Source organism: Polaromonas sp. OV174 (assembly GCF_900112285.1).
Lineage (GTDB): Bacteria > Pseudomonadota > Gammaproteobacteria > Burkholderiales > Burkholderiaceae_C > Polaromonas.
Genome location: NZ_FOKZ01000006.1, coordinates 14,018 through 37,060, shown reverse-complemented (window position 1 = coordinate 37,060; position 23,043 = coordinate 14,018). Strand labels below are relative to the sequence as shown.

Here is a 23,043-nt window from a genome sequence, read left to right as displayed (position 1 = left end):
CGTCAGCGCAGTCGCACCAGCGGCTCCGGCTCGCCCTCCCTGACTTCCAGCAGGGTCGCCAAGGCCTTGAGCATGGCCGGAAAATCGGCGTAGCCATGCTCCCTGGGCTCAAAGCTGGGATCCAGGCGCTTGATCATCTGCCAGGTCGCCGTCTGGCCGACCCAGCCATCGCCCAGGCTCGGCGCCAGCAGGCGCAGCGCCCGCTGCAGGAGCTCGGCCGCCGCGTCGACCTGCAGTGCCGTTGCTGTGGGCGCCGGGCTCTCCAGCAAACTCTCGTAATAGCGAAATTCGTGGCAGCTCTTGGCCCAATGGCGATTGGTGAAGGGACGCGCGCCCACCCCCACCAGAGTGCGCCCGGCCGCCTTGATTTTTTGTGACAGCGGCATGAAGTCGCTGTCGCCGCTGACGATGACCACCGTGCCTATGTGGCCAAAGCGCCCTATGTCTTCCATGGCATCCAGGCACAGCTTGATGTCGGCCCCATTCTTGGCGCCGCCGCCGGGTGGAAACAGCTGTATCAGCTCTACCGCGTTTTGCAGCAAGGCATCGCGGTAGCGGCTGAAATACTGCCAGTTGCAGTAGGCCCGGTTGATGGCAATCGGGCCGAACGAAGCCGCCAGCTCAACAATGGCCTGCACCTCGATCAGCGGCTCCTGCACCCGGAAGCGGTTGTCCTGCTTGCTGTAAGCGCCCTCTTGCTTGGCCTCGCACAGGCTGGCGTGCAAGTTCTCAAAATCCCAGTACAGGGCAACCGATGGCTCTTCTTCTCTGTCGCGCTTGCGCATAAAGTCTCCGTGGATCAAGGACCGATCCTAACGCGCCGGCCAAGCCGACTTGACGGATTTTTTACGCCCGGCGTATGCTGCGTTTTTGCCAAGGAGTCCCCATGCCACCACGCCTGAGCGCCCAAGACTTTGACCAGGAACTGTTAATCCTCTTCGACGCCTATGTCCATGGCCAGCTGGACCGGCGCGGTTTTCTGGCCCAGGCACAAAAATTCGCCAAGGCCGGCATCACGGCCGCCGGCCTGCTGGCCGCCCTCAGCCCCGACTTCGCCGCCGGACAGCAGGTGACGCCCAATGACCCGCGACTGAAAACCGAACGCCTCAGCCTGGCCTCGCCCGCCGGCCACGGCAGCATCACGGGCTATCTGGCGCGGCCCGCCGGCGCCGGCACAGCCAAGCTGCCGGCGGTGCTGGTGATTCATGAAAACCGCGGCCTGAACCCGCACATCGAAGACATCACCCGGCGCCTGGCGCTGGACGGTTTCATGGCCTTTGCCCCCGATGCGCTGACCCCGCTGGGTGGCTACCCGGGCGACGAGGAAAAGGCCGTCGCCGCCTTCGCCACCCTGGACCGGGCCAAGACGCTAGAGGATTTCGTCACCGCCGCCCGCTGGCTGCAGGCCCGCAGCGACGGCAACGGCAAGCTAGGCGCGGTGGGCTTTTGCTATGGCGGCGGCATCGTCCATCTGCTGGCCACCCGCCTGCCCGAGCTCAATGCCGGCGTGCCCTTTTACGGCAACGTTCCGGCGCCCGCCGAAGCCGCCAAGGTCAAGGCCCCGCTGCTGGTGCAGCAAGCGGCGGTGGATGAACGCATCAATGCCGCCTGGCCGGCCTATGAAGCGGCGCTCAAGGCCGCCGGCGCGAGCTACACGGTTTACCGCTACCCCGGCACCCAACACGGCTTTAACAACGACACCACGCCGCGCTATGACGCGGCCGCCGCCAAGCTGGCCTGGGAGCGCACCATCGCTTTCTTCAAAACCCATCTGCAGGCTCCGGCCAGCGTCGCGACAGCCCAGGACTCACCGGTAGTGCGCCTGCGCGGCACGCTGCAGGCTGTCGGGCCCGACAGCCTGATGCTGAAAACGCGCGGCGGCGAAGTCATCACACTGGCGCTGCCGGCCAAGCTGGTGGTGATGGAGGTCTACCCGATCGCGCTCGCCGACATCCACGCCGGCAGTTTCGTCGGCGTGGGCGGCCAGCCCCAGGCCGACGGTTCGCAGCGCGCCGTGGCCGTGACGGTATTTCCCGAATCGGCGCGCGGCAGCGGCGAAGGCCACAGGCCTTTCGATCTGGCGCCCGACAGCACCATGACCAATGCCACGGTGGCCGATCTGGCGACGGCGCCCCAAGGCCGCAAGCTGCAGCTGAAATACCAGGGCGGCGAGCAAACCATCATCGTGCCGCCAGGCACGCCCATCGTGAGCTTCAAGCCGGCCGACCGCAGCCTGCTGGTGTCTGGCGCCAGCGTGTCGCTGAGCGCCCAGGCGCTGGATGGCAAGCCGACGGCGCTGCGCATCAACGCCGGGCGCGATGGCTTTGCCTTGCCTTACTGAATTGAGCGCCAGGCCCGCCGCGGCCTGCGGGTTTGCTCGATTTTTAATCAAAATTAGGCTCTAGCCCAATCAACACGGCCGCATAACGCTATCAATTAAATAGCAGGCAACGCCCATGACTCGCCTCTTTTTCGCCCTCTGGCCAGACACGCCACTGCGCGAGCAACTGGCCGATTACTCGGCCAGCTGCGTCTGGCCCAGAGAGGCCAAACCGGTCGCCGCAGCCGATTTTCATCTGACGCTGCGCTTTGTCGGCAACCTGGACTTGGCGCAGGTCGAGCCGCTGCAGGGCCTGCGGGCACCCGATTTTGTGGCCTTCCCGCTGCTGTTTGGGCAACCCGAACTCTGGGGTGAGGTGGCGGTACTCAGGCCCAGCATGGCATCGGCCGCACTGCTTGAGTTGCAAGCGGCGCTGGATGCGCAGCTGAGCGCGCTGGGGCTCAGCGCCCACAACCGCAGTTTCCAGCCCCATGTGACGCTGGCACGCCGCGCCAGCGACGCTTTGTTGCCCCCGCCAAGCGCCATAGCCTGGCAGGTAAAGGCGTTTTACCTCGCGGCGTCCCTGCCTTCAGCCACCGGGCGTTACCGCATCCTGCAAACCTATGGGGCGCGGGAATGAGTCCGCCGGCTTTTCTGCGGCACCGCCTTCGCCGGCGGGTGTCGACCGGATCCACACGTCCAGGGCATCATCCGGCGGCGCAGGCGGAATTTGGGGTTGAGCAAGGGCCGGGAACTGGGCTGGCGCGGTCGGAGCCGGCGGCAACTCAGGCACACTGACGGCCGGGCTAATCGGACTAATCGGACTGACCGGTGCCACCGTGACGGCTGCCGGCCGCGTTACGGGCTCGGCCTCAGGCTTGGCCACCGCTTCCGGCGTGCTGGAGAACAGGCCGCTCAACCAGTTGCCCAGTTGGGTCGGCAAGCTGTCCAGCGCCGTGACATCGGGCGCTGCGGCCAGGCGCGCATTTGGATCAATCACCCGGGCATTCAGGGACTGCGCAAAGAAGTCGCCCACCATGGGCAGTGCGCTGTGCGCGCCCTGGCCCCAATAATTGCTTTGTATCGTCACCCGGTTGTCGTTAAAGCCGACCCAGGCGCCCGCCACCAGTTGCGCATGCATCAGGATGAACCAACCGTCGGTGTTGTCCTGGGTGGTACCGGTCTTGCCGGCCACATCGGCGCGTATGCCGAAGCGGTTGCGAATGCCGGCGCCGGTGCCGCGATCGATCACGCCGCGCATCACGTCCAGCAGGGTTTGCGCACCGGCCACCGACATGGCCTGCTCGGGCGCCTGACTCTGGAAGGTCTCCAGCACCCGGCCGTTTCTGTCCTCTATGCGCGTCACCAGCATGGGCTCGATATAAGCACCGCTGTTAGCGATGGTGCCGTAGGCCGAGACCATTTCCTTCAGCGTCACCGGACTGGTTCCCAGCGCCAGCGCGGGCACGGCCTCCAGCTTGCTTTGGCGCACGCCCATGGCTTGGGCCAGCTTGGCCACCCGCGCCGGGCCTACGCTTTGCATGACCTGGGCGGTGATGGTGTTCTTGGAATAGACCAGGCCTTCGCGCAAGCTCATGCTGCGCCCGCTGGGCTCGCCGCCATCGGTGGGGCGCCAGACCGCGCCATGGCCCAGGGGAATCGCCACCGCCTCGTCCATAAAGCTGTCGTCGGGATGGGCGCCCTGCTCAAAAGCCGCGCCATAGACAAAGGGCTTGAAGGTCGAGCCGGGCTGGCGGCGCGCCTGCTGCACATGGTCAAAGGGATCCAGGTCGAAGTCGCGGCTGCCGACCCAGGCCATCACATGGCCGTTTCTCGGATCCAGCGCCAGAAAACCGGCCTGCAAACGGGTCTTGTCCTGACGCAGCGTGCGCATGAAGTCGGCATCGGCCTGCAGGGCTTTGAGCGCCTGCGCATCGCTCTGGCCGGCGTTGCGGGCGTTTTTGTACTCGCGGGTCTCACGCACAAAGGCACGCACCAGCTCTTTTTTGGCGGCCCAAGCGCGTGGCCCCCACTCCACATTCGCCACGCCTTGCAGCCGGTCGGCCTGGCGCGCCACCGCCTGGTTGGCCAGCTTTTGCAGCCGCGAATCCAGCGTGGTGTGCACCACCAGGCCGTCGGCATAGATGTTGTAGCCCTTGCGATCGGCCCATTCGATCAGCCAGCGGCGCAGATACTGGGTGACATGGGGGGCGCTGCCCAGCGGCTCGCTCTGGCGCTCGAAATCGACCTTGAGCGGGCGCTTCTTCAGCGTCTCAAACCTGGCCGTGCTCAGCTTGTCGCGCTTGACCATCTGGGCCAGAACGGTATTGCGGCGCTGCAGCGCGCGCTCGGGGTTGAGCACCGGGTTGTAGTAGCTGGTGCCCTTCAACATGCCTATCAGCGTGGCGCTCTCCAGCTCATCGAGTTCACTGGCCGACTTGTCGAAATAGGTGCGGGCCGCCATTTCTATGCCGTAGGCGTTGTAGAGAAAGGGCACGGTGTTGAGATAGGTCTCCAGAATCTCCTGCTTGCTGTAGACCACTTCTATCTTCAGCGCCGTGATGGCCTCCTTGATCTTGCGCGTCAGGGTCTGGGCCCGGCCAATCTCCTCGGGGTAGAGGTTGCGGGCCAGTTGCTGGGTGATGGTCGAGCCACCCTGCAGATCGCCGGAAAAAGTGTGCAGCGCCGCCGAGGCGGTACGCCTCAGGTCTATGCCGTGGTGCTGAAAAAAGCGGTGGTCTTCGGTGGCGATCAGGGCGCTCACCACAGCGGGCGAGATCTCGTCCAGCGTGGCCCAATCGCGGTTGGCGCGCTTGAGCAGGGCCAGCTCCTTGCCGTCGGCCGTGAGCAACTGGGCTGGCTTTTCGGACTTGGCCTTTCTCAGGTCGCTGATGCTGGGCGTAAAGGGAATCAGCACCAGCACATACAAGAGCACCAGCGTCGGCACGGCCGCCAGCGCCAAGGCCACGCCGCGCCGGGTCGGATGGCGCAGCCGCCCCAGCATGTGAGCGGCAAAGGTTTTGACACGGGCCAGGGCCATTTTCATCAGATGGGAGTCCGGAGTTGAGCGAAATTGAGCGAAATTTAGCGGCTTCAGCAGAGGCTGCTGGGCTGCGACGGCGCTGCCCTGGCCGGTAAAACCGCGGCAAACAATGCGCTTGCCATCATGAATGCCAGGCTCGCAGGCCTGGCGCAGAAAGCCGCAATTTTAACCAAACCGGCCCGCCAGCGCTCAAACCGCTGGCCCGGGCCTCGCCAGGCCGCGTTGGCTCAGGCCTGGCTCAGCGCCAGCGTGCGTTGCGCCAGACGCATGACAGGCGCATCCACCATGCGGCCGTCCAGGCTGAACACGCCGCCCCCGGCCTGCTCGAAAGCCGACTGCACCCGCCGCGCCCAGTCAAGTTCCGCCGCGCTGGGCGCAAACGCCGCCTTGACCGGCGCCACCTGTGCCGGATGGATGCAGAGCTTGCCGCCAAAACCGCCACGCCGGCTGCGCGCGGCATCCAGGGCCAGCTGCGTTGTGTCCTGCGTACCGGGCGAAATGCCGTCCACCGGCGCGGCCAGTGCCGCACGGCGCGATGCCAACACCAGCGCCAGACGCACAGGCACCAGCTCGGACTCATCGGGGCCGCAGGCCAGACCGGCATCGGCCTGAAAATCCAGATGGCCAAAAACCAGGCGCAGCACCTGCGAACAAGCTGCCAGCGCATCCACGGCATCCAGGCCGGCCACCGACTCGATCAGCGGCAGCAGCGCGCAGGCCGGGCCCATGACGCTGGCCACCTGGGCCAGCGTAGCGGCCGATTCGGCCTTGGATACCATCACCGCGCCCATGCCCTGATCACGCAGTGCCGCCAGATCGTCGGCATGCCAGGGCGTCCCGGCGGCGTTGATGCGCACCACCAGGCGGCGGCGCTGCAAGGCATCCAGGCCGTTCACCGCCTGAACCAGGGTTTGCCGCGCCGCCTGTTTGTCGACAGGGGCAATGGCGTCTTCCAGATCAATGATGACGGCGCCTGCCCCCGAAGCCAGCGCCTTGGCGTAACGCTCGGGCCGGTTGGCCGGCACAAACAAAAAGGTGCTGGCCGAAGCAAGTGCCGCCAGCGTGGTTTCATCCGTGTTCACACAAGACATTTTCATGAGTTAAAACCGGGCTTGGCCCTTTAAAAATAAGCGCATATAGCTATTGTTTGAATAGCAATTCAAATATCGCCAGATGCGTCCCGGCCAGCTCAAACCGCCCCGCTGCTACGCAAGTTGGCAATGGCCTCGTCATCCTGGCCCAGCTCGCGCAAAATGGCCTCGGTGTGCTGGCCAACGGCGGGAATGGCATCCATGCGGTAAGCAAAGCGGTTGTTGCGGCCAGGCGGCAGCAACGCAGGAATATCGCCGGCCGGTGAGCCCACGGTCTGCCAGCGCTCGCGCGCCTTGAGCTGCGGATGCGCCCAGACTTCTGCCATGCTGTTCATGCGGGCGTTGGCAATCTGCGCCCGGTCCAGCCGCGCCGTGAGCTCAGCCGTGGTCAGCCCGGCAAAGGTGGCAAGAATAAGCGTCCTGAGTGTCTCGCGCTGCTCATTGCGTCTGGCATTGCTGTCAAAACGCGGGTCGTCGGCCAAAGCAGCATCCTCCAGCACCACCGCGCAGAAAACCTTCCACTCACGCTCGTTCTGCAGGCCCAGCATCACCGTGCCGCCATCGCCCGCCTGGAAAGGCCCGTAGGGATAAATACTGGCATGCGACGCCGCAGTGCGCGGCGGCGGCGGCGCGCCGTCGAAGGCGTAGTACAGGGGATAACCCATCCATTCGGCCAGCGACTCCAGCATGGACACATCTATATGGCTACCCTGCCCGGTCTTGCCGCGCAGCAGCAGCGCCGACAGTATGCAGGTATAGGCGTACATACCGGCGGCAATATCGGCCATGGAGCTGCCCGCCTTGGAAGGCTCGTCGGGCGTGCCCGTGATGGACAGCATGCCTGCCTCGCTCTGGATCAGCAGGTCGTAGGCCTTCTTGTCGCGGTAGGGGCCGTCATCGCCATAGCCTGAAATATCGCAGACGATCAGTTGCGGATGGGCCTGACTCAGCGCCTCGAAGGACAAGCCCATGCGCGCCGCTGCGCCGGGCGCGAGGTTTTGCACCAGCACGTCGGCCTGGGCCAGCAGCTGTTTCAAGGCGGCCAGCGCGCCTGGCTGCTTGAGATCAAGCGTCAGGCTTTCCTTGGAGCGGTTGGTCCAGACGAAGTGCGAAGCCTGGCCCTTGACGCGGCTGTCGTAGGCGCGGGCAAAGTCGCCAGCGCCCGGGCGCTCGACCTTGATCACGCGGGCGCCCAGATCCGCCAGTTGCCGGGTGCAGAACGGCGCCGCAATCGCATGCTCCAGCGAAACAACGGTAATGCCTTCAAGCGGTCTCGTCATGTCTTGTTCCTTGTATCAAATAGAGCGCGAACTTCAGTCCACCGCCGCCCCGGAAGACTTCACGATGCGCGCCCACTTCGCAATGTCTTCATTCAGCAAGGCGGCGAACTGGTTCGGGGTCACCGGCTTGTCAGGCGTGCCTGCCAGCTCCACGCCCTGTTTTTCCAGCGTGGCACGCAAGTCTTTGGAGGCCAGGGCTTTGGCCATGCCGTCCTGCAGGCGGGCAAACACCTCGGGCGGAATACCGGCGGGTGCAAACAGGCCAATCCACAGCGTGCCGTTGTAGCCAGGCACGGATTCCGCCAGCGTCGGCACATCGGGCAGCACCGGCGAACGGGTAGCGCCGCTGACCGCCAGCGCGCGCAGCTTGCCGGCCTTGATATTGGCCAAGGAGGAAGGCAGGCTGGCAAAGAGCATAGGCAACTGACCGCCCAGCACATCGTTCAGGGCCGGTGCCACGCCTCTGTAGGGCACATGCTGAAGAGACACACCGCCCATATTGTTCAGCATCTCGCCCAGCAAGTGGTTCAGGGTGCCGTTGCCGGCTGAAGCGTATTGGTAATGGTCCGGCTTGGCCTTGGCCAGGGCCAGCAGCTCGGCCACGTTTTTTGCCGGAAAGGACGGATGAACCAGTAACACATTGGGCACCGAACCGATCAGGCTCACAGGCCGAAAATCCTTCACCGGATCGAAGCCGGGATTTTTGTAGAGCGCAGGATTTATGGCCTGACTGCTGCTGATGGTCATGAGCAGCGAATAGCCGTCCTTGTTGGCCTTGGCCACCACCTGGGTGCCAATATTGCCACCGGCGCCCGGCCGGTTCTCGACCACGACGGAGCCGCCAAGCACTTCGCCCAGCTTCTGGCTCACCACCCGGCCCACGATGTCGTTGGTGCCACCAGCCGCCTGGGGAACCACCATCACGATGGGACGGCTCGGATAAGCCGTCTGGGCCTGGGCCAGGCCGGCGCAGGCCAGGCTGGCCAGAGCGCCCGCCATCAGGGTGCGGCGCGGAAAACCTGCAGAGAGGGAAAGAAGCGAAGAAAGGGAATTGAACACGTGGTATCTCCTGTTGTGCCGGCATGGTCACAGCATCGGGCGCCAAAAGCAATCACAGATTTCAAGACCAAGCCTTCGGTATTTCAGAAGGCTTGACGCCCAAGACGCTAATATCAAGCTATGCACTTCGACCTGACCGACCTGCGCCTGTTCGTGCTCACCGCCGATGAAGGCAAGCTGACCCGCGCCGCCGTGCGGCAACACCTCTCACTGGCCGCCGCCAGCGCACGCATCAAGACCCTGGAAGCGCAGGCCGGCATGCCCCTGCTCTACCGCGAAGCGCGTGGCGTGCGCCTGACGCCGCCCGGCGAAGCCTTTTTGCACCACGCGCGCGGCGTATTGCGGCAGGCCGAGCAATTGCGCACCGATCTGCAGGAGTACAGCGGCGGACTGCGCGGCCATGTACGGGTGTTCGCCAATACCACGGCGGTGACGGATTTCCTACCGGAAATCCTGCCAAACTTTCTCTACCACAACCCACGCGTCAACATAGACCTTCAGGAAAAACCGAATGCTGACATTGCCCGCGGCGTGCTCGACGGGCGCGCAGACCTCGGCATCGTGGCCGGCCAGGTCGACACGCTGGGGCTGCGGGCTCTGCACTTCAGCACAGACAGACTGATGCTGGTCACGTCGCGCCAGCACCGCCTGGCCGAACGCCAGCGCATCGCCTTTGCCGAAACGCTAGATGAAGATACCGTGGCCATGCAGCCGGACAGCACGCTGCAGAAATTTCTGGCACAGGTCACGGACAAGCTGGGCAAGCCGCTCAAGCTGCGCATACAGCTAAGCAGCTTTGACGCCATGTGCCGCATGATTGGCGCCGGCGTAGGCGTGGGCATCTTGCCCGAGAGCGCGGCCCGGCGCAATCAGGCCAACATGAGTCTGGCGCTGATTGAGCTGATAGAGCCCTGGAGCGTGCGCGAACGCTACATCCTGGTGCGCGAGCATGAAAGGCTTCCGGCCTATGCGCAGTCGCTGATCGATGCGATCTGCGCGCATTACCAGGAAGACAAGTCGCAATAGCGGGTTTACACGAGGTCTTCATAATCCTTCATCCCCCCAAACACCGGACCTAAGCCATCAGGAGCGACGATTTGCGACAGCTATTTCTCTACACCGCCCTAATCTGCGGCTTTGCCCAGGCGCAGGCGGCAGCGCCTTCAGCAGCGGCTACCCTGCCGGCAGCGCACCCGCTCATAGGCAGCTGGAGCTGGACACTGCCGGGCAAGCAATGCGCGGAAACCTGGAAATTTCGCGCCAATGGCACGCGAACCAGCCGCAGCGGCGAAGAAATCACGCAAAGCCGTTACGAGCTATCGCCCGTGCCCAGCCTGCTGGGCTACTACCGACTGGTCGAAACGGTGAGCGAGAGCAACGGCAAGCGCGACTGCTCGGGCGACTTGCACGAGGTATCGGATGAAGCCGTCACCCACTATATCCAGCTCAGCCCCAAGCGTGATCAACTCATTGTTTGCAAGGAAGAGTCCCTGAAAGCCTGTTTCGGCCCCTTGAAGCGCAAGCCCGAATAAGGCTGTCGGCCTATACCCATCCATCAGGCAATCAGCGACTGCAGCAGGCCGGGCTCAAAGTGCTCGTCAATATAGTCGGCCAGGCCCTCGAACACCTTATCCAGCGTCGGCACGGCGGCGCCAAACAAGGCTTGCAGCACGCGCGGGTCTTCAAACAAGCCGTGTAAATACAGGCCCAGCACATTGCCGCTGGGGTTTTGCCAGGCCAGGCCCTCGGGCATCACCGCATGGGCGATGTCGCCGGCCGCGGCCATGGCGGCATGCGGCGCGGTCTGGCCGTGGTGGATTTCATAGCCCTGCACAGCCACGTCCGACAGGGCGGACCACGGCCCGCCCAGCTTGGCAAATGCCGCCTGCCGGTGGCGCACGGTCTTGCTTTCGTCAAACACGGTGACCACCGGCAAGAGCCCCAGGCCGGGGCCGTTGCCGTCTATGCCGTGCGGGTCTATCAGCGCTTCGCCCAGCATTTGCAGGCCGCCACAAATCCCCAGCACCGCCCCTCCTCTGCCGGCGTGGGCGGCAATCGCCTGGTCCAGGCCTTGGGCGCGCAGCCAGAGCAGGTCGTCGCTGGTGTGCTTGGAGCCGGGCAGGATGATCCAGTCGGCCGGCGCCAGGCCAGCCAGCTCGGCCGGGCTGCGCACCCACTTCAGGTGCAGGCCCGGCACGTTTTTCAGCGGCTGGAATTCATCCAGGTTGCTGATGCGCGGATAGGCAATCACGGCGACGGTTCGGGTCACCGCACCCGTGGCCCGGCTGCGGTCGTCAAACACGCCGTCCTCCTCCGGCAGGCCGTGCTGCCACCACATCGGCAAGGTGGCGACCGTGGGCACGCCGGTCAGGTCTTGCAGCATTTGCGGGCCCGGCGCCAGCAGGCTGGCATCACCGCGAAACTTGTTCAGCACAAAGCCGCGTATCAACTGACGCTCGGCTTCGCCAAGCAGGGCCCAGGTGCCATAGAGATGGGCAAAAGCGCCGCCACGGTCTATGTCGGTGACCAGCAGGCAGGCGGCGTTGGCATGTTGCGCCACCCGCATGTTGACGATGTCGCTGGCCGACAGATTGATTTCTGCCGGCGAGCCTGCGCCTTCCATCACCACCACGTCGTTTTCGTCCAGCAACTCGTCCAGCGCACTCGCCACCACGGGCCAGACGCTGGCGCTGCGGCCACGCCACTCCATGCGCGAGAGCCCGGCATTGACCTGGCCCATCAGCACGACCTGGCTTTGCGTGTCTTTCTCGGGCTTGAGCAGCAAGGGATTCATGCGCACGTCGGGAACGGCGCGCGCCGCCAGCGCCTGGAAATATTGGGCGCTGCCGATTTCTCCGCCCGCCACCACCCGGGCGTTGTTGCTCATGTTCTGCGCCTTGTAGGGCGCGACCTTCAAGCCCTGACGGGCGTAATAACGGCACAGCGCCGTGGTCAGCCAGCTCTTGCCGGCACCGCTGGTGGTGCCCAGCACCATGACGCTTTTTGCGCTCATTTCATGTCCTTAAGAAGTTGTTGCGAGGCATTGTGTAAAGCGTCCTGAGCGGCGGGCGGCTGCACGCTCACGCGCACATGGCCGGGCAAGCCGAAGGAAGCGGTATCACGCAGCTTGATACCTTGGGCGCGCAGCCCGGCCAGCGCCTGCTGCAGGCTCATGCCCTGCGGCAGCAGCGGCCTGGCGCAGAAAAAATTGGCATCGCTGGGCAGGTAGACCCAGCCCAGCGCTTGGCACAGCGCGATCTGCCTGGCTTTCCAGTCGCGCAAGCTGGCCAGACTGGCCGCCAGCCAGGCTTGCACCCCGGCGCTCGTCCAGGCCTGCAGCATGGCCACGCCGTGCGCGCCCACCGGCCAGGAAGGGCACAGCTGCTCCAGGGCGGCCACGCTGTGCTGGGCCGCCAGGGGCGCGATCGCATAGGCGGCGCGCACGCCGGTCAGGCCCAGGGCCTTGTTGGGCGTCCAGAGTTGCCAGACGCTTTGCAGCTGCGTGTAGCTCAAGCTGGGCGCAGCCTGCAGGCGCAGCGGCTCGTAGGCGCAGTCCAGCACCAGCATGGCCTTGGCAGTCTGCGCATCCACCAGTTCAGCCAGTCCGGCCTGCGCCGCGCCCAGCGGGCTGGAGGGCTCGCAAGCCCAGAGCAGTTGGGCCTCGGCGGGGCCGGCCGCCAGCGCCAGGCGATGCGCGCTGGCGGCCTGGGCATAGTCGCCATAGCTGTGCGGCGGCAGCCAGACGCCCTGCCCGCTCTGCGCCGCCACGGCGCTGATGCGAAAAATAAACTCGCTGGCGCTGGCCGCCAGCAGCACGCGCTGCGGCTCCACACCATGAAACTCGGCCAGCTGCCGGCGCAAGGCGCTGTAGCTGGCGTCGGGGTAAGGGCCGGGGTCGGCCTGCTGCACGGCGGCCAGCGCGGTCGGGCATGGCCCGCAGGCGTTGCTGTTGGTAGAAAAATCGTAGCGCGGCACGCCATGCTGATCGGGGCCGCCGTGAACACGCGCCGCGGCCGGCTGCTCTGAACTCATGAAAACACCCTAAATACTACAAAAACAATAGCTGATAGCGCACACGCCACAAGCGATACAAGCACTTTTGATGCCAAAACCACAGCGCGCTGCATATCACCGGGCTGCACGGCACGGCCCGCCTCATTCAGCACATAGACCCCGGGCTTGGCCAGGCGCACGCCCAGCGCCAGCGCCATGGCAGCCATGGGCCAGCCGCTGTTGGGCGATGGGGTCTGGCGCGCCTGCTGCCGCAGCGCGCGCAGCGGCAGGCCACGCGCAGCCAGGGCCAGCAGCAGCGCGGTGATACGCGCCGGCAACCACGACAGCACATCGTCGGCGCGCGCCGCCCATTTGCCCGCCCATTGCCAGTAGCGCCCGCCGCGCATGCCGGGGTAGCCCCACATGGCGTCGGCCGTGTTGGCCAGGCGGTACAGCGCCGCGCCCGGCAGGCCCAGCAGCACAAACCAGAACAGCGGTGCCACCACCGAGTCGTTGAGGTTTTCGGCCAGCGACTCGATGGCGCTTTCGCGTACCTGCGCTTCGCTCAGATTGATCACGTCGCGGCTCACCAGCCAGGCCAGACGCGCGCGTCCGGTCATCAGCGATTGCGCCAATGCCGCCTCCACGGCGAGCACCTCGTTGCGCAGCATGCGCCAGGCCAGCAGCGGTTTGAGCAGGCAACCCAGAACCAGGCCGGCCAGCAACGGGTGCCAACCGGCCACCGCCTGCTGCGCCCAGCAGGCCAGGCCCATCACCAGCGCCGCCCCCACGCACCAGGCCAGCGCGCCGGCGCCAAAGGCGCGCCAGTCTGGCCCGCTGCCCGATTCGGCGGGCGCAATGCGCTTACCGGCCCAGCCCAGGTAGCGCCCCATCCACACCACGGGATGCAGGCGCGCGGGCGGCTCGCCCAGCAGGCGATCAATGGCCAGGGCCACGAGCAGGCCCGCGGCAATAGTCAATACCGGCAGCACCGCGCTCAATATCCGCCGGACCAGCGCAGCAGCGCAGTGAGAATCAGCGCGTTGGCCGTGTCGGTGAACAGCGACGCCGCCAGCGTGATCGCCAGCAGCGCGCGCGGCGTGTCGCCAAACTGGGTGTTCAGGCGGCGCATCACCGCCAGCCCCACGGGCATGGCGCCCATGCTGAAACCGATGAAACCGCCGCAGGCCGCAGCCCCTTCACGGCCGCGGCCAAACAAGGTGTAGACCACCAGCAGGCCCACCGCCACTGTGACCAGCACCTGAACCAGCGCCCCGGTGAGCAGCAGCGGCAGTTTGGCCGCCAGCGCCACCCAGTCGAGCGACAGCATGGCAATCGCCAAGAAGACGCGCAGCGCCAGCGTGCCCACCAGGTCGGTCGCCTCGGTGTCAAAGGGCTTGCGCAGCGCATCGGCCGCATTGGTCAGCAGCACAGCCGCCAGCAGCACGGTCAGAAACAGCGGCACATGCAGGCCCGCCTTGGCGGCCACCAGGTCGCGCAGCAGCGGCCCCACGGCCATGCAGGCCACCAGGCACAGCAGAGGAAACAGCCAGCGGTCCGAGGAAAACGGCGACTCGCGCGGCCGTGTCGGCGGCGCTTGTTCCTGTTGCGCCTGGCCCACCACGGCCCCGCTGTGCTCGCGCCGCATCAGCCAGGATGCCACCGGACCGGCAATCAGCGCGCCCAGCACCAGGCCCAGCGTGGCACTGCCCAGGCCAACCTCCAGGGCGCCCTTGAGCCCTTCCACCTGCGGCGCGCCGGCCCAGGCCGTGGCCGTGCCGTGGCCGCCCAGGTAGGCGGCGCTGCCCACAAACAAGCCCAGCACGGTGGGCTCACCAAACAAGTAAGCCAGGGCCATGCCGGCCAGATTCTGGCCCAGCGCCACCAGGGCGACGGCCAGGCAGATCACCAGCGCGCCGGTGCCGGCGGTAGCCAGCCGCCCCAGGTGCGCGCCAAAGCCCAGCGAGGCAAAAAACACCAGCAGCAGCACATCGCGCGGCGCCGTGTCCAGGCGCAGGTCCAGCACACCGGCGATGCGGAGCAGCGCCAGCAGCACCGACAGCAGCAGGCCCGCCGACACCGCCGGCGGGATGCTGGCCCGCTCCAGCACAGGCCAGACCCGGTTGACACCCTGGCCCAACATGATGGTGGCCAAGGCAGCCACCAGCGTCCAGGCGCTATTCAATTCCAAAACAATCATAGGCAAACCTCCACCATCGAATGTACTGTCAGTCCGCGCTACGGCGCGGCGCAGGAATGCCAAGCTTGGGAAACACCTGCAACGCTACAAATACAGTAGCTGACAGCGCATATACAACAAGGGCCAGAAGCACTTTTTATGCTATTCGAATGGTTTCCTGGGCAGGCGCGGCCCAGTTCGCCGAGTTGGCTGATCCGCATGGCTGCTCACGGCTTCCCGGCTAAGGCCGCGGCCATGGGCTGACCCCAGCCATCTTCATAAATCAGCTCGTCCAGCGCGCAGCGGCTGGCCCAGCGTTGCTGCTGCAGCATGGGCTGCTCATAAAAGTCGCTCACCGGCCCCAGGCACAGCAAGGCCACCGGCTCGGCGCCTGGCGGCATGTGCAGCAAGGCGCTGACGGCGGCCGGATCAAACAGCGAGACCCAACCCATGCCCAGGCCTTCGGCGCGGGCCGCCAGCCAGAGGTTCTGGATCGCACAGGCGGTGGAAGCCAGATCCATCTGCGGCATGGTGCGGCGGCCAAACACATGCTTTTCACGGCCCTCGGCCAGGGCCACGACCCAGACTTCCGCCGCACTCAGCAGCCCCTCGACCTTGAGCCGCATGAAGGCGTCCTCGCGCTCCCCCAGCGCCCGTGCCGTCTGCACGCGTTCGACCTCTACCAGCGCATGCAACTGCCGGCGCAAAGACGGCTGCGCGATACGCACAAAGCGCCAGGGTTGCATGAAACCGACGCTGGGCGCATGGTGGGCGGCCGTCAGCAAGCGCCGCATCAACTCGGGCGCGACCTCGCCGCCACAAAAATGCCGCATGTCGCGCCGCTCAAAAATCGCGCGGTACACCGACTGCCGTTCAGCGGCGCTAAAGGCGTGAGCGGCCGCGGCCGGATCAACCGGACCGGCCCCGTCGCTGGAAACAACGCCGGACACATCACTCACTGCGTGGCCTGCACAGCGCCCGCGGCAGGCAGGTCCGCACGCTGCAGCACCGCCAGCAAGGCCGGGCGCACCCAGCGCTGAAAGGCCAATCCGCCCGCCAGAGCCATGCTCACCCAAAACGACAGGGACACCCAGGTGGTTGCCCAGATGAATTGCGTACCCAGGTGGCGCAGAGTCGCCTGGGCCTCACCGCTGAAACCGGCCAGGGGGTCGGCCGTGAGATGGGGTGCGCCCACGACAAAGGGCAATGCCAGCCAGGCAGCCGCTGCCGCCCAACGCAAGGGGCTGCGCAGCATGGCCAGCGACACGCAGGCCAGTGCCGCACTAGCGGCCGCCAGCACCCACCAGCCCTGGCGCGAGCCCAGGCGGGCGGCATCCATGCCGGGAATTTCCGCATGCAAGCCCAGCGAAGGCCAGAAATGAAAGGTCAACCAGCCCGCTGCGGCCACCCAAGCGGCCAGCGGCAGGGAGCGCAGGCTGCTGCCGCGCATGAGGCAAAAGCCCATCACCACAAACACCAGCAGCGCCATGCTGAAAGCATGCAGGACATTGGCCGCCCAGGTCCAGAACGCACGCTCCACGCCGTCGGCCGGGGCCCATTCTTCGGCGGCCTCGTCTGCATGGGTATGCGCAGCCGCATCGGCATGCGTATGGGCAGTGGCCATCGCGGGAGCGGCAGCGGGCTTGGGCGTTTCCACTTTCTGCCCCTCAAACACCTCTGCGGCCAGGATGATGGGCACGGCCTGCAACTGCTGCACGCCCGACTGCACACTTCCCACCAACAAGGCAGCCGCCAAAGCGGCCCAAATCAATCGTTGAAAAATCATGGCAATCTCCTTGTGAAGTGCGCAGCGATCAGTGGCAGGGTTTGACGGTCACGTGGCGCACGTCATGCGCCGCGTTGTGCGCCAGCGGGCTCTCGGCAAAGGCCACGCCATACAGCACGACCAGGCCCAATGCGGCGGCGCCCAGGAGCGGGCGCAAAAGGGCCAGGCCGGGATTTTGGGTATCAGATGGGCTGTGGGTCAGGGTTGTCGGTGCAGTCATAGCAATCTCCTTGGGGTTGGTGGATGAAAAACAAACGAAATGGATCAGGCGGCTCATGTCGCGCCCAGGCCTGTAGGGGGCAATCGCGCCAGGATGCCGCTGCGCAGGCGCTCGGGCCGTGCGTTGCGGGCCAGGTTGCCGTCGGCGCTCTGCTTGTGCAGCTGCGCGCAGGCAATCACCTGGGCTGCGGTCTCGGCGTTGGGAAGCAGGTCGCCAAAGTAGTAGCTGAATTTGCCCTGGGCTTGCAGCGTCACTGTGCAGGCGCGGGAGCAGCCGCTCATGCAGGCCAGGCCGCGCAGTTGCAGGCCCTTGTGCTGCCCGGTGTCCAGCTCGCACACCAGCAGCGCTTCCTGCACCGCTTCGAACAAGGCCAGGCCTTCGGCCGGCAGCTCGCGCGATGCGCCCGGTGGGCGGCAGGTGGTGCAGACAATGATTTCGGTATCGGACATCGGTAGGGAGTTCGTTCTAGGGTTAACAAGTCATGACGCAAGCGCCAGGCGGTGCTCCGCGCCCCAGCGGGAGGCCCAGGCGGCACAGCGGCCCAGGGTCTTGTGCGGATCGTCAAAGTCCACGATCACCAGGTGCTGCGCGGCCTGCGGCGCCTGCGGCTGCTCCAAGGTACGGCCATCGGTCAGCAGCCACAGCCAGCACTCGGTGGGGCCACTCTTGCGCAAGCTGCGCTGCAGCAGACGATCGGCCTGGGCCAGTGCCTCGGCCAGCGGCGTGCCACCGCCACCGCCCACCGGGCGCAGGCGCTGGCTGGCGGCGGCGCGGGCGCGGCCCGGTGGCAGCAGCAACTCCACGCCCTGCCCGCCAAAGCACAACAGCGCCACATCGTCGCCCAGGCGCGCTGCCTGCTCAATCATCAAGGCCGCATGGCCCTTGGCCAGGGCCAGGCGACCGCGCTGGCGCATGGAGCCCGAGGTGTCGAGCACGATGCAATGCAGCCGGCTGGCGCGCAGCGTCACCGGCTGGCGGCGCAGGTGCTCGCGCTGCAGCGGCGCGGGCCCCTTGGCCAGCACCGTGGGCTGCCAGGCAATGGCTGCGCCGCGCTGCGGCGCACTGTGGGCGCGCGCTGCGGCACCTGATGAAGGGATGCGTTGGGGTGGAGGCCACCGCCAGCTGCCGGGCCCGTTGCGCGGGCGGCCGCCGGGGTGGCCTAGGCTTTTTTTGGCGGCCACCCTGCTATTCGCTGGACCTTGGTCGTCCCTTCGGGCTGGGCGGGCAGCGCGCCCCAGTCGCCTTGAGGAACGGGCGGCGCAGAGGCGGCAGACGGCTGGTCTTGCAAGCGCTCGGGATTTTGCCTGGGCTGCGATGCGCTGGCCTTGCCCGGTGGCTGCGCCGCGCCGCCCTCAGGCCGGCGGTGCGCCAGCGCCAGTTCGGCCACGGCATCCACATCGTCCACGGTCACTTCGCTGCGCCCTTCCAGCGCCGCCAGCGCACGTGCGGCGCGCAGCATCACCAGGTCGGCACGCATGCCGTCCACACCCGCCGCCATCGCGCAGACTGCAGCATGGTGCAGCACCGCGTCAGACCAGCTCAGGCGTGGCAAGGCGGCGCGAGCCGCCACCAGTGCGGCACTCAGCGCGCCTTGTGCCTGGGCATGCTGTTCACCCAGGGCGGCGGGGTTTTCGTCAAAGCCCAGGCGTGCGCGCAGGATGTCTGTGCGCTGCTGGGCATCCACCGGATTGGCCAGCACCAGCGAGAGGCCGAAGCGGTCCAGCAGCTGCGGGCGCAGCTCGCCCTCCTCCGGGTTCATGGTGCCCACCAGCACAAAGCGCGCGGCATGCTGCTGCGAGATGCCATCGCGCTCCACCGTATTCACGCCACTGGCGGCCACGTCCAGCAAGGCATCCACCAGCGCATCGGGCAGCAGGTTGACCTCGTCCACATAGAGCACACCCTTGTGGGCCCGCGCCACCAGGCCGGGCGCCAGGCGCACCTGGCCGTCGCGCAGCACGTCTTCCACGTTCAGCGTACCCACCAGTTGCTCCAGGCTGGCGGCCAGCGGCAAGGTGACAAAGGGCGCGCCGGGCAGCAGCGCGGCCAGCGCACGGGCCGCCGTGGACTTGGCCGTGCCGCGTGGGCCGCTGATCAGCACACCGCCAATGCCGGGGTCTATGGCCGCCAGCTGCAAGGCGCGCTGCAAAGCGGGCTGGCCGACCAGCGCGGTGAAGGGAAAGGCCGCGCGGGTGGCGGGCTCCATGGAAATGTTCAGTTCAGGATTACTCATGCCAGGGGTCCTTCTCCGTGTTCTTCGAGTCGGCGCTCCAGCGCCAGCAAATGGTCTTCGATGCGTTCGCGCTGATCGCCCGGTGACTCCCACAGACCACGCTGCATGGCTTCGAGCAGGCGTTCGCCAATGCTGCGCAAGGCCAGCGGGTTGTGCTGCTGCAGGAATGCGCGGTTGGTGTCATCGTGCAGATAGGCCTCGGCCACCAGCGCGTACTGGTGGTCGCCCACCACGCCGGTGGTGGCGTCAAACGCAAACAGGTAGTCCACCGTGGCCGCCATCTCGAACGCGCCCTTGTACCCGTGGCGGCGCACGCCCTCCAGCCACTTGGGGTTGACGGCGCGCGAACGCACCACGCGCGCCACTTCCTCACCCAGAGTGCGTATGCGCGGCGCACCGGGCACACTGAAGTCGCCGTGGTAGAGCGCGGCTGGCGCGCCCGCCAAATGTTCTACCGCCACCGCCATGCCGCCCTGGAACTGGTAGTAGTCGTCCGAATCCAGCACATCGTGCTCGCGGTTGTCCTGGTTGTGCAGCACGGCGTCCAGACCGGCCAGGCGCTGCTCAAAACTGCCGCGCGCGGCCACACCATGTTCGCCCTGGCCGTAGGCAAAGGCACCGGCGCGCAAATAGGCCTGGGCCAGGTCGGCGCCGTCGTTCCAGCGACCACTGGCCATGAGCTCTTGCAGCCCGGCGCCGTAGCCACCGGGGCGCGGGCCAAACACGCGCCAGCTGGCCTCGCGCTCAGCGTCTTCCGCACTCAATCCCTTGGCCTGCGCCTGCTCAGCTTCGCGCTGCACCCGGGCGCGTATGGGGTTGACGTCGTCGGGCTCGTCCTCTTCGCTGATCGCGGCCACGGCCCGTACCGCGGTGTCGAACAGGTCAATCACATTGGGAAAGGCATCGCGAAAGAAACCCGACACGCGCAGGGTCACATCCACCCGGGGCCGGTTTCTGATGGCCATGGGCAGCACTTCAATGTCCACCACCCGGCTGCTGCCATCGGCCCACTTGGGCCGCACACCCAGCAGCGCAAAGGCCTGGGCAATGTCCTCGCCACCGGTGCGCATGGTGCTGGTGCCCCAGACCGACAGGCCCAGGCAACGCAGCATCTCGCCATGGTCCTGCAGATGCCGTTCGATCACGCGCTCCGCCGCCGCCGCGCCCATGGCGTAGGCGGTCTGCGTGGGCACGGCGCGCGTATCCACCGAATAAAAGTTGCGACCCGTGGGCAGCACATCGGGCCGGCCACGCGAGGGTGCGCCGCTGGGGCCGGCCGGTACAAAGCGGCCTGCGAGGCCGCGCAGGCACTGCGCAATTTCCTGCGGGCCGCAGGCGTCCAGGCGCGGACGCAGCACAGCACGCATGCGCTGCAACACCGGTGCGGTGTGCGGCCAGGCTGCCGCATCCCAGGTTTCGTCGGCCACCACATGGTCAGCCACCAATTGCCGCGCCAGCAGTTCCAGCCGTTCCCGCGTGTGGCCAGCATGGCGCCAGGCTTCGGTACTCAGTTGTTGCAGCACGGCGGGGTACGGGCCCTTCCAGGGCGCGGCCCACTCGGGGCTCAGCGCGCTAAAGCCGTCCACACCGTCCAATTTCAAATCTTGCGCCAATGCCACCAACAAGCTGCCCTGGCCCGCGGCCTTGCCACCGGGAAAGCGCGCCAGCGCCACCAGCGTATCTATCTGCTGGCGGCCTTGCGGCGAGCTGCCCAATATGTGCAGGCCGTCGCGGATCTGCGATTCCTTGATCTCGCACAGGTAGGCATCCAGCCGCTGCAGCAACGCGTTGCGCCCGGCATCGTCGGCGGGTTTGGCAAAGCCCAGCTCGGCATGCAGGCCTTCGCTGAGCACGCGCTCCAGAATGTCTTCGCGCAGGCGCTGCGCACGCCGCGGGTCCAGCGACAGAGCCTCGTAATACTCGTCCATCTGCCGCTCCAGCTTTTGCAGCGGGCCGTAGGTTTCGGCACGGGTCAGGGCCGGCATCAGGTGGTCGATGATGACCGCCTGCGTGCGGCGCTTGGCCTGGCTGCCCTCGCCGGGGTCGTTGACGATGAAGGGGTAGAGATGCGGCAAGGGGCCCAGGATGGCATCTGGCCAGCAGGCCGCGCCCAGCGCCACGCTTTTGCCGGGCAGCCATTCCAGGTTGCCGTGCTTGCCCACATGCACCACCGCATCCACCGCAAAGCTGCGGCGCAGCCAGAAGTAAAACGCCAGGTAGTTGTGCGTGGGCACCAGGTCAGCATCGTGATACGTCGCGACGAGATCCAGATCACGCCCGCGTGCCGGCTGGATGCCGACAAACACCTGGCCATAGCGATGGCCCGACACCATGAAGCGGCCGCTGCGCACCATGGGGTCTTGCTCGGGCGGGCCCCACAAGGTATTCACGGCATCGCGGCTGGCGGCATCCAGGCGCATGAAGTCTTCCAGGTAATCGGCCATGGCCAGGCTTTGGCCGGCGGGCCTGGCATTGTTGGCGTCCAGGTTGTTAGTCACACCGGCCACCAGCGCTGCAATCAGTGCGTCACCACCTTCGGGCAAGGCGCCGGTAGCGTAGCCCGCCTCCTGCATGGCGCGCAGCAAGGCTACGGTAGAGGCCGGTGTATCCAGGCCCACACCGTTGGCCAGGCGGGCATCGTCGTTGGGGTAATTGGCCAGAATCAGCGCCACGCGTTTGTCGGCGTTGGGCTTGTCACGCAGCACGCACCAGCGGCGCGCCAGCTCGGCGACAAAGGCCATGCGCTCGGGTTCGGGCTGGTAGCGCACCACGTCCACCTGCGTGCGTTCGTCGCGCCAGGCCAGGCCCTTGAAGCTGATGGCACGCGTGCCTATGCGGCCATCCACCTCGGGCAACACCACCTGCATCGCCAGGTCGCGCGGCGCCAGGCCATGCGGGTCGGCCTGCCACTGCTCTTGCGAGCAGCCGGCGGTGATGAGTTGCAGCACCGGGGCGTCGCCGGCCAGCGGGGCCATCTGCGCGCCCGCCACGCTGTCGCCATCGGCACCGTCCAGCGCGGTAACCGCAAAGCTGGTGGCGTTGAGCACCACGCCCACCTGATGCTCAGCGGCCAGCGACTGCAGCAGCGCCAGACTGCTGGGAGTCTTCAGCGAGTCCACCGCCACCGCCACGGTGTTCAGGCCCGCGGCACTGAGTGCGGCCAACATGGCGTCAAACACCGCCGTGTTGCCGGCCTGCACGTGGGCGCGGTAAAAAACCAGCAGCGCCACCGGCGCGCCATCTTTCCAGGGCAGGCATGCATTAGCCCCCTGCGGCTGGTAGACCATAGCGGGTGGCAAGGCCCTAGGCGGCGCGGGGCGCGGGCCCAGGCCAAAGGCGGCGTGGCCAATCAACTCGAAGAAGATGCGTGCGTTGCCCTGGCCGCCTTCGCGCAGACAACGCCAGAGCTGGCGGCAATCTTCATGCGGGACGGTGCTGCGCAGCAGCAGCTGCAGATCTTCCACCGAGTCGCCCGAAAACAGGGCCAGCCACTGGCCGCGCGCTCGGGCCAGGTCTTGCACCCGCTCCACCACATAAGCCCAGTCACTGGCTGCCCCGAGGTGATCTATCACCACCACGCGTGCATGCTGCAGCACGTCGTCCACATACATGTCTGCCGATGCGGGCTGGCGCAGCCACATCAGATTCGCCAGGCGCACGCTGGGAAAGTCACTGCCCAGTTGCCCGGCCGCATCGGCCAGCAGCGCCAAGGTGGTGTCGGCGGCGCTGAGCACCACGATGTCGCCCGGCGTTTGTTCCACGCGCACCACGCCCTGGCCACCGTCTTCTACGTGGCCGCCGGGGCGGGTGGAGAGCAAATGCATGGCGTGCTTTCGGTC

20 protein-coding genes are annotated in these 23,043 nt (G+C 66.5%); 4 read left to right on the top strand and 16 right to left on the bottom strand.

Annotated elements, in window-relative coordinates; all coding sequences use genetic code 11:
* Nucleotides 1–2: 2 nt before the first annotated feature.
* Nucleotides 3–785: an NYN domain-containing protein gene (locus BM160_RS07190; RefSeq protein WP_092002754.1), complete on the bottom strand. Its 783-nt coding sequence runs from the start codon at nt 783–785 to the stop codon at nt 3–5.
* 101 nt (nt 786–886) lie between these two features.
* Between BM160_RS07190 and BM160_RS23135 the strand changes: the two genes are divergently transcribed.
* Together BM160_RS23135 and thpR are read left to right on the top strand one after the other, a co-directional pair.
* A complete protein-coding gene (locus BM160_RS23135) occupies nt 887–2,341 on the top strand; it encodes a dienelactone hydrolase family protein (RefSeq protein WP_369821756.1) in 1,455 nt (484 codons plus the stop codon).
* Between the two features lie 115 nt (nt 2,342–2,456).
* Entirely contained in the window at nt 2,457–2,960 is a 504-nt protein-coding gene (thpR, locus tag BM160_RS07180; protein ID WP_092002751.1) for an RNA 2',3'-cyclic phosphodiesterase, read from the top strand.
* Here the strand turns inward: thpR and BM160_RS07175 are convergent.
* The 4 genes from BM160_RS07175 to BM160_RS07160 all read right to left on the bottom strand — a co-directional run bounded on the left by BM160_RS07175 (nt 2,910) and on the right by BM160_RS07160 (nt 8,733).
* Entirely contained in the window at nt 2,910–5,366 is a 2,457-nt protein-coding gene (locus BM160_RS07175; RefSeq protein ID WP_092002748.1) for a penicillin-binding protein 1A, read from the bottom strand. The genes thpR and BM160_RS07175 overlap by 51 nt on opposite strands.
* Nucleotides 5,367–5,590: 224 nt before the next feature.
* Nucleotides 5,591–6,445 carry an HpcH/HpaI aldolase/citrate lyase family protein gene (locus BM160_RS07170; protein WP_255368714.1) on the bottom strand — a complete coding sequence of 285 codons (855 nt, stop codon included), beginning with the start codon at nt 6,443–6,445 and terminating at the stop codon, nt 5,591–5,593.
* A gap of 107 nt (nt 6,446–6,552) precedes the next feature.
* Complete coding sequence (locus BM160_RS07165; protein WP_092002742.1) at nt 6,553–7,734, bottom strand: CaiB/BaiF CoA transferase family protein; 1,182 nt, start codon at nt 7,732–7,734, stop codon at nt 6,553–6,555.
* A gap of 33 nt (nt 7,735–7,767) precedes the next feature.
* On the bottom strand, nt 7,768–8,733 hold the full coding sequence (locus tag BM160_RS07160; RefSeq protein WP_092002739.1) for a Bug family tripartite tricarboxylate transporter substrate binding protein: 966 nt from the start codon (nt 8,731–8,733) through the stop codon (nt 7,768–7,770).
* 180 nt (nt 8,734–8,913) lie between these two features.
* Here BM160_RS07160 and BM160_RS07155 point away from each other — a divergent pair, with 180 nt between their 5' ends.
* Both BM160_RS07155 and BM160_RS07150 read left to right on the top strand, forming a co-directional pair.
* Entirely contained in the window at nt 8,914–9,819 is a 906-nt protein-coding gene (locus tag BM160_RS07155) for a LysR substrate-binding domain-containing protein (protein ID WP_092002736.1), read from the top strand.
* Nucleotides 9,820–9,890: 71 nt separating this feature from the next.
* Nucleotides 9,891–10,325, top strand: coding sequence for a hypothetical protein (locus BM160_RS07150; protein ID WP_092002733.1), 435 nt, complete (start codon nt 9,891–9,893; stop codon nt 10,323–10,325).
* A 23-nt stretch (nt 10,326–10,348) separates the two neighbouring features.
* On the opposite strand, the gene BM160_RS07145 is transcribed toward BM160_RS07150, so the two are convergent.
* The 11 genes from BM160_RS07145 to cobN all read right to left on the bottom strand — a co-directional run bounded on the left by BM160_RS07145 (nt 10,349) and on the right by cobN (nt 23,028).
* Entirely contained in the window at nt 10,349–11,806 is a 1,458-nt protein-coding gene (locus BM160_RS07145; RefSeq protein ID WP_092002730.1) for a cobyric acid synthase, read from the bottom strand.
* The gene (locus BM160_RS07140; protein ID WP_092002728.1) at nt 11,803–12,825 is read right to left on the bottom strand and encodes an aminotransferase class I/II-fold pyridoxal phosphate-dependent enzyme; all 1,023 of its coding nucleotides are present in this window, start codon (nt 12,823–12,825) and stop codon (nt 11,803–11,805) included. Before BM160_RS07140 ends, BM160_RS07145 begins: the two co-directional genes overlap by 4 nt.
* Nucleotides 12,822–13,766: an adenosylcobinamide-phosphate synthase CbiB gene (cbiB, locus tag BM160_RS07135; protein WP_255368713.1), complete on the bottom strand. Its 945-nt coding sequence runs from the start codon at nt 13,764–13,766 to the stop codon at nt 12,822–12,824. Before cbiB ends, BM160_RS07140 begins: the two co-directional genes overlap by 4 nt.
* 17 nt (nt 13,767–13,783) lie before the next feature.
* The gene (locus BM160_RS07130; protein WP_092002722.1) at nt 13,784–14,986 is read right to left on the bottom strand and encodes a sodium/glutamate symporter; all 1,203 of its coding nucleotides are present in this window, start codon (nt 14,984–14,986) and stop codon (nt 13,784–13,786) included.
* A 206-nt stretch (nt 14,987–15,192) separates the two neighbouring features.
* The gene (gene bluB, locus BM160_RS07125) at nt 15,193–15,915 is read right to left on the bottom strand and encodes a 5,6-dimethylbenzimidazole synthase (RefSeq protein WP_092003184.1); all 723 of its coding nucleotides are present in this window, start codon (nt 15,913–15,915) and stop codon (nt 15,193–15,195) included.
* A 5-nt stretch (nt 15,916–15,920) separates the two neighbouring features.
* On the bottom strand, nt 15,921–16,751 hold the full coding sequence (locus tag BM160_RS07120) for a CbtA family protein (protein WP_092002720.1): 831 nt from the start codon (nt 16,749–16,751) through the stop codon (nt 15,921–15,923).
* A 28-nt stretch (nt 16,752–16,779) separates the two neighbouring features.
* Nucleotides 16,780–16,971, bottom strand: coding sequence for a CbtB domain-containing protein (locus BM160_RS07115; RefSeq protein WP_092003182.1), 192 nt, complete (start codon nt 16,969–16,971; stop codon nt 16,780–16,782).
* Between the two features lie 53 nt (nt 16,972–17,024).
* The gene (locus BM160_RS07110) at nt 17,025–17,420 is read right to left on the bottom strand and encodes a DUF1636 family protein (RefSeq protein ID WP_092002717.1); all 396 of its coding nucleotides are present in this window, start codon (nt 17,418–17,420) and stop codon (nt 17,025–17,027) included.
* 30 nt (nt 17,421–17,450) lie between these two features.
* Nucleotides 17,451–18,152, bottom strand: a complete 702-nt coding sequence (locus BM160_RS07105; protein ID WP_092002714.1) for a vWA domain-containing protein — start codon at nt 18,150–18,152, stop codon at nt 17,451–17,453.
* Nucleotides 18,131–19,204: an ATP-binding protein gene (locus tag BM160_RS07100; RefSeq protein ID WP_092002711.1), complete on the bottom strand. Its 1,074-nt coding sequence runs from the start codon at nt 19,202–19,204 to the stop codon at nt 18,131–18,133. Before BM160_RS07100 ends, BM160_RS07105 begins: the two co-directional genes overlap by 22 nt.
* A complete protein-coding gene (gene cobN, locus BM160_RS07095) occupies nt 19,201–23,028 on the bottom strand; it encodes a cobaltochelatase subunit CobN (RefSeq protein ID WP_092002708.1) in 3,828 nt (1,275 codons plus the stop codon). Before cobN ends, BM160_RS07100 begins: the two co-directional genes overlap by 4 nt.
* Between the last annotated feature and the right edge of the window lie 15 nt (nt 23,029–23,043).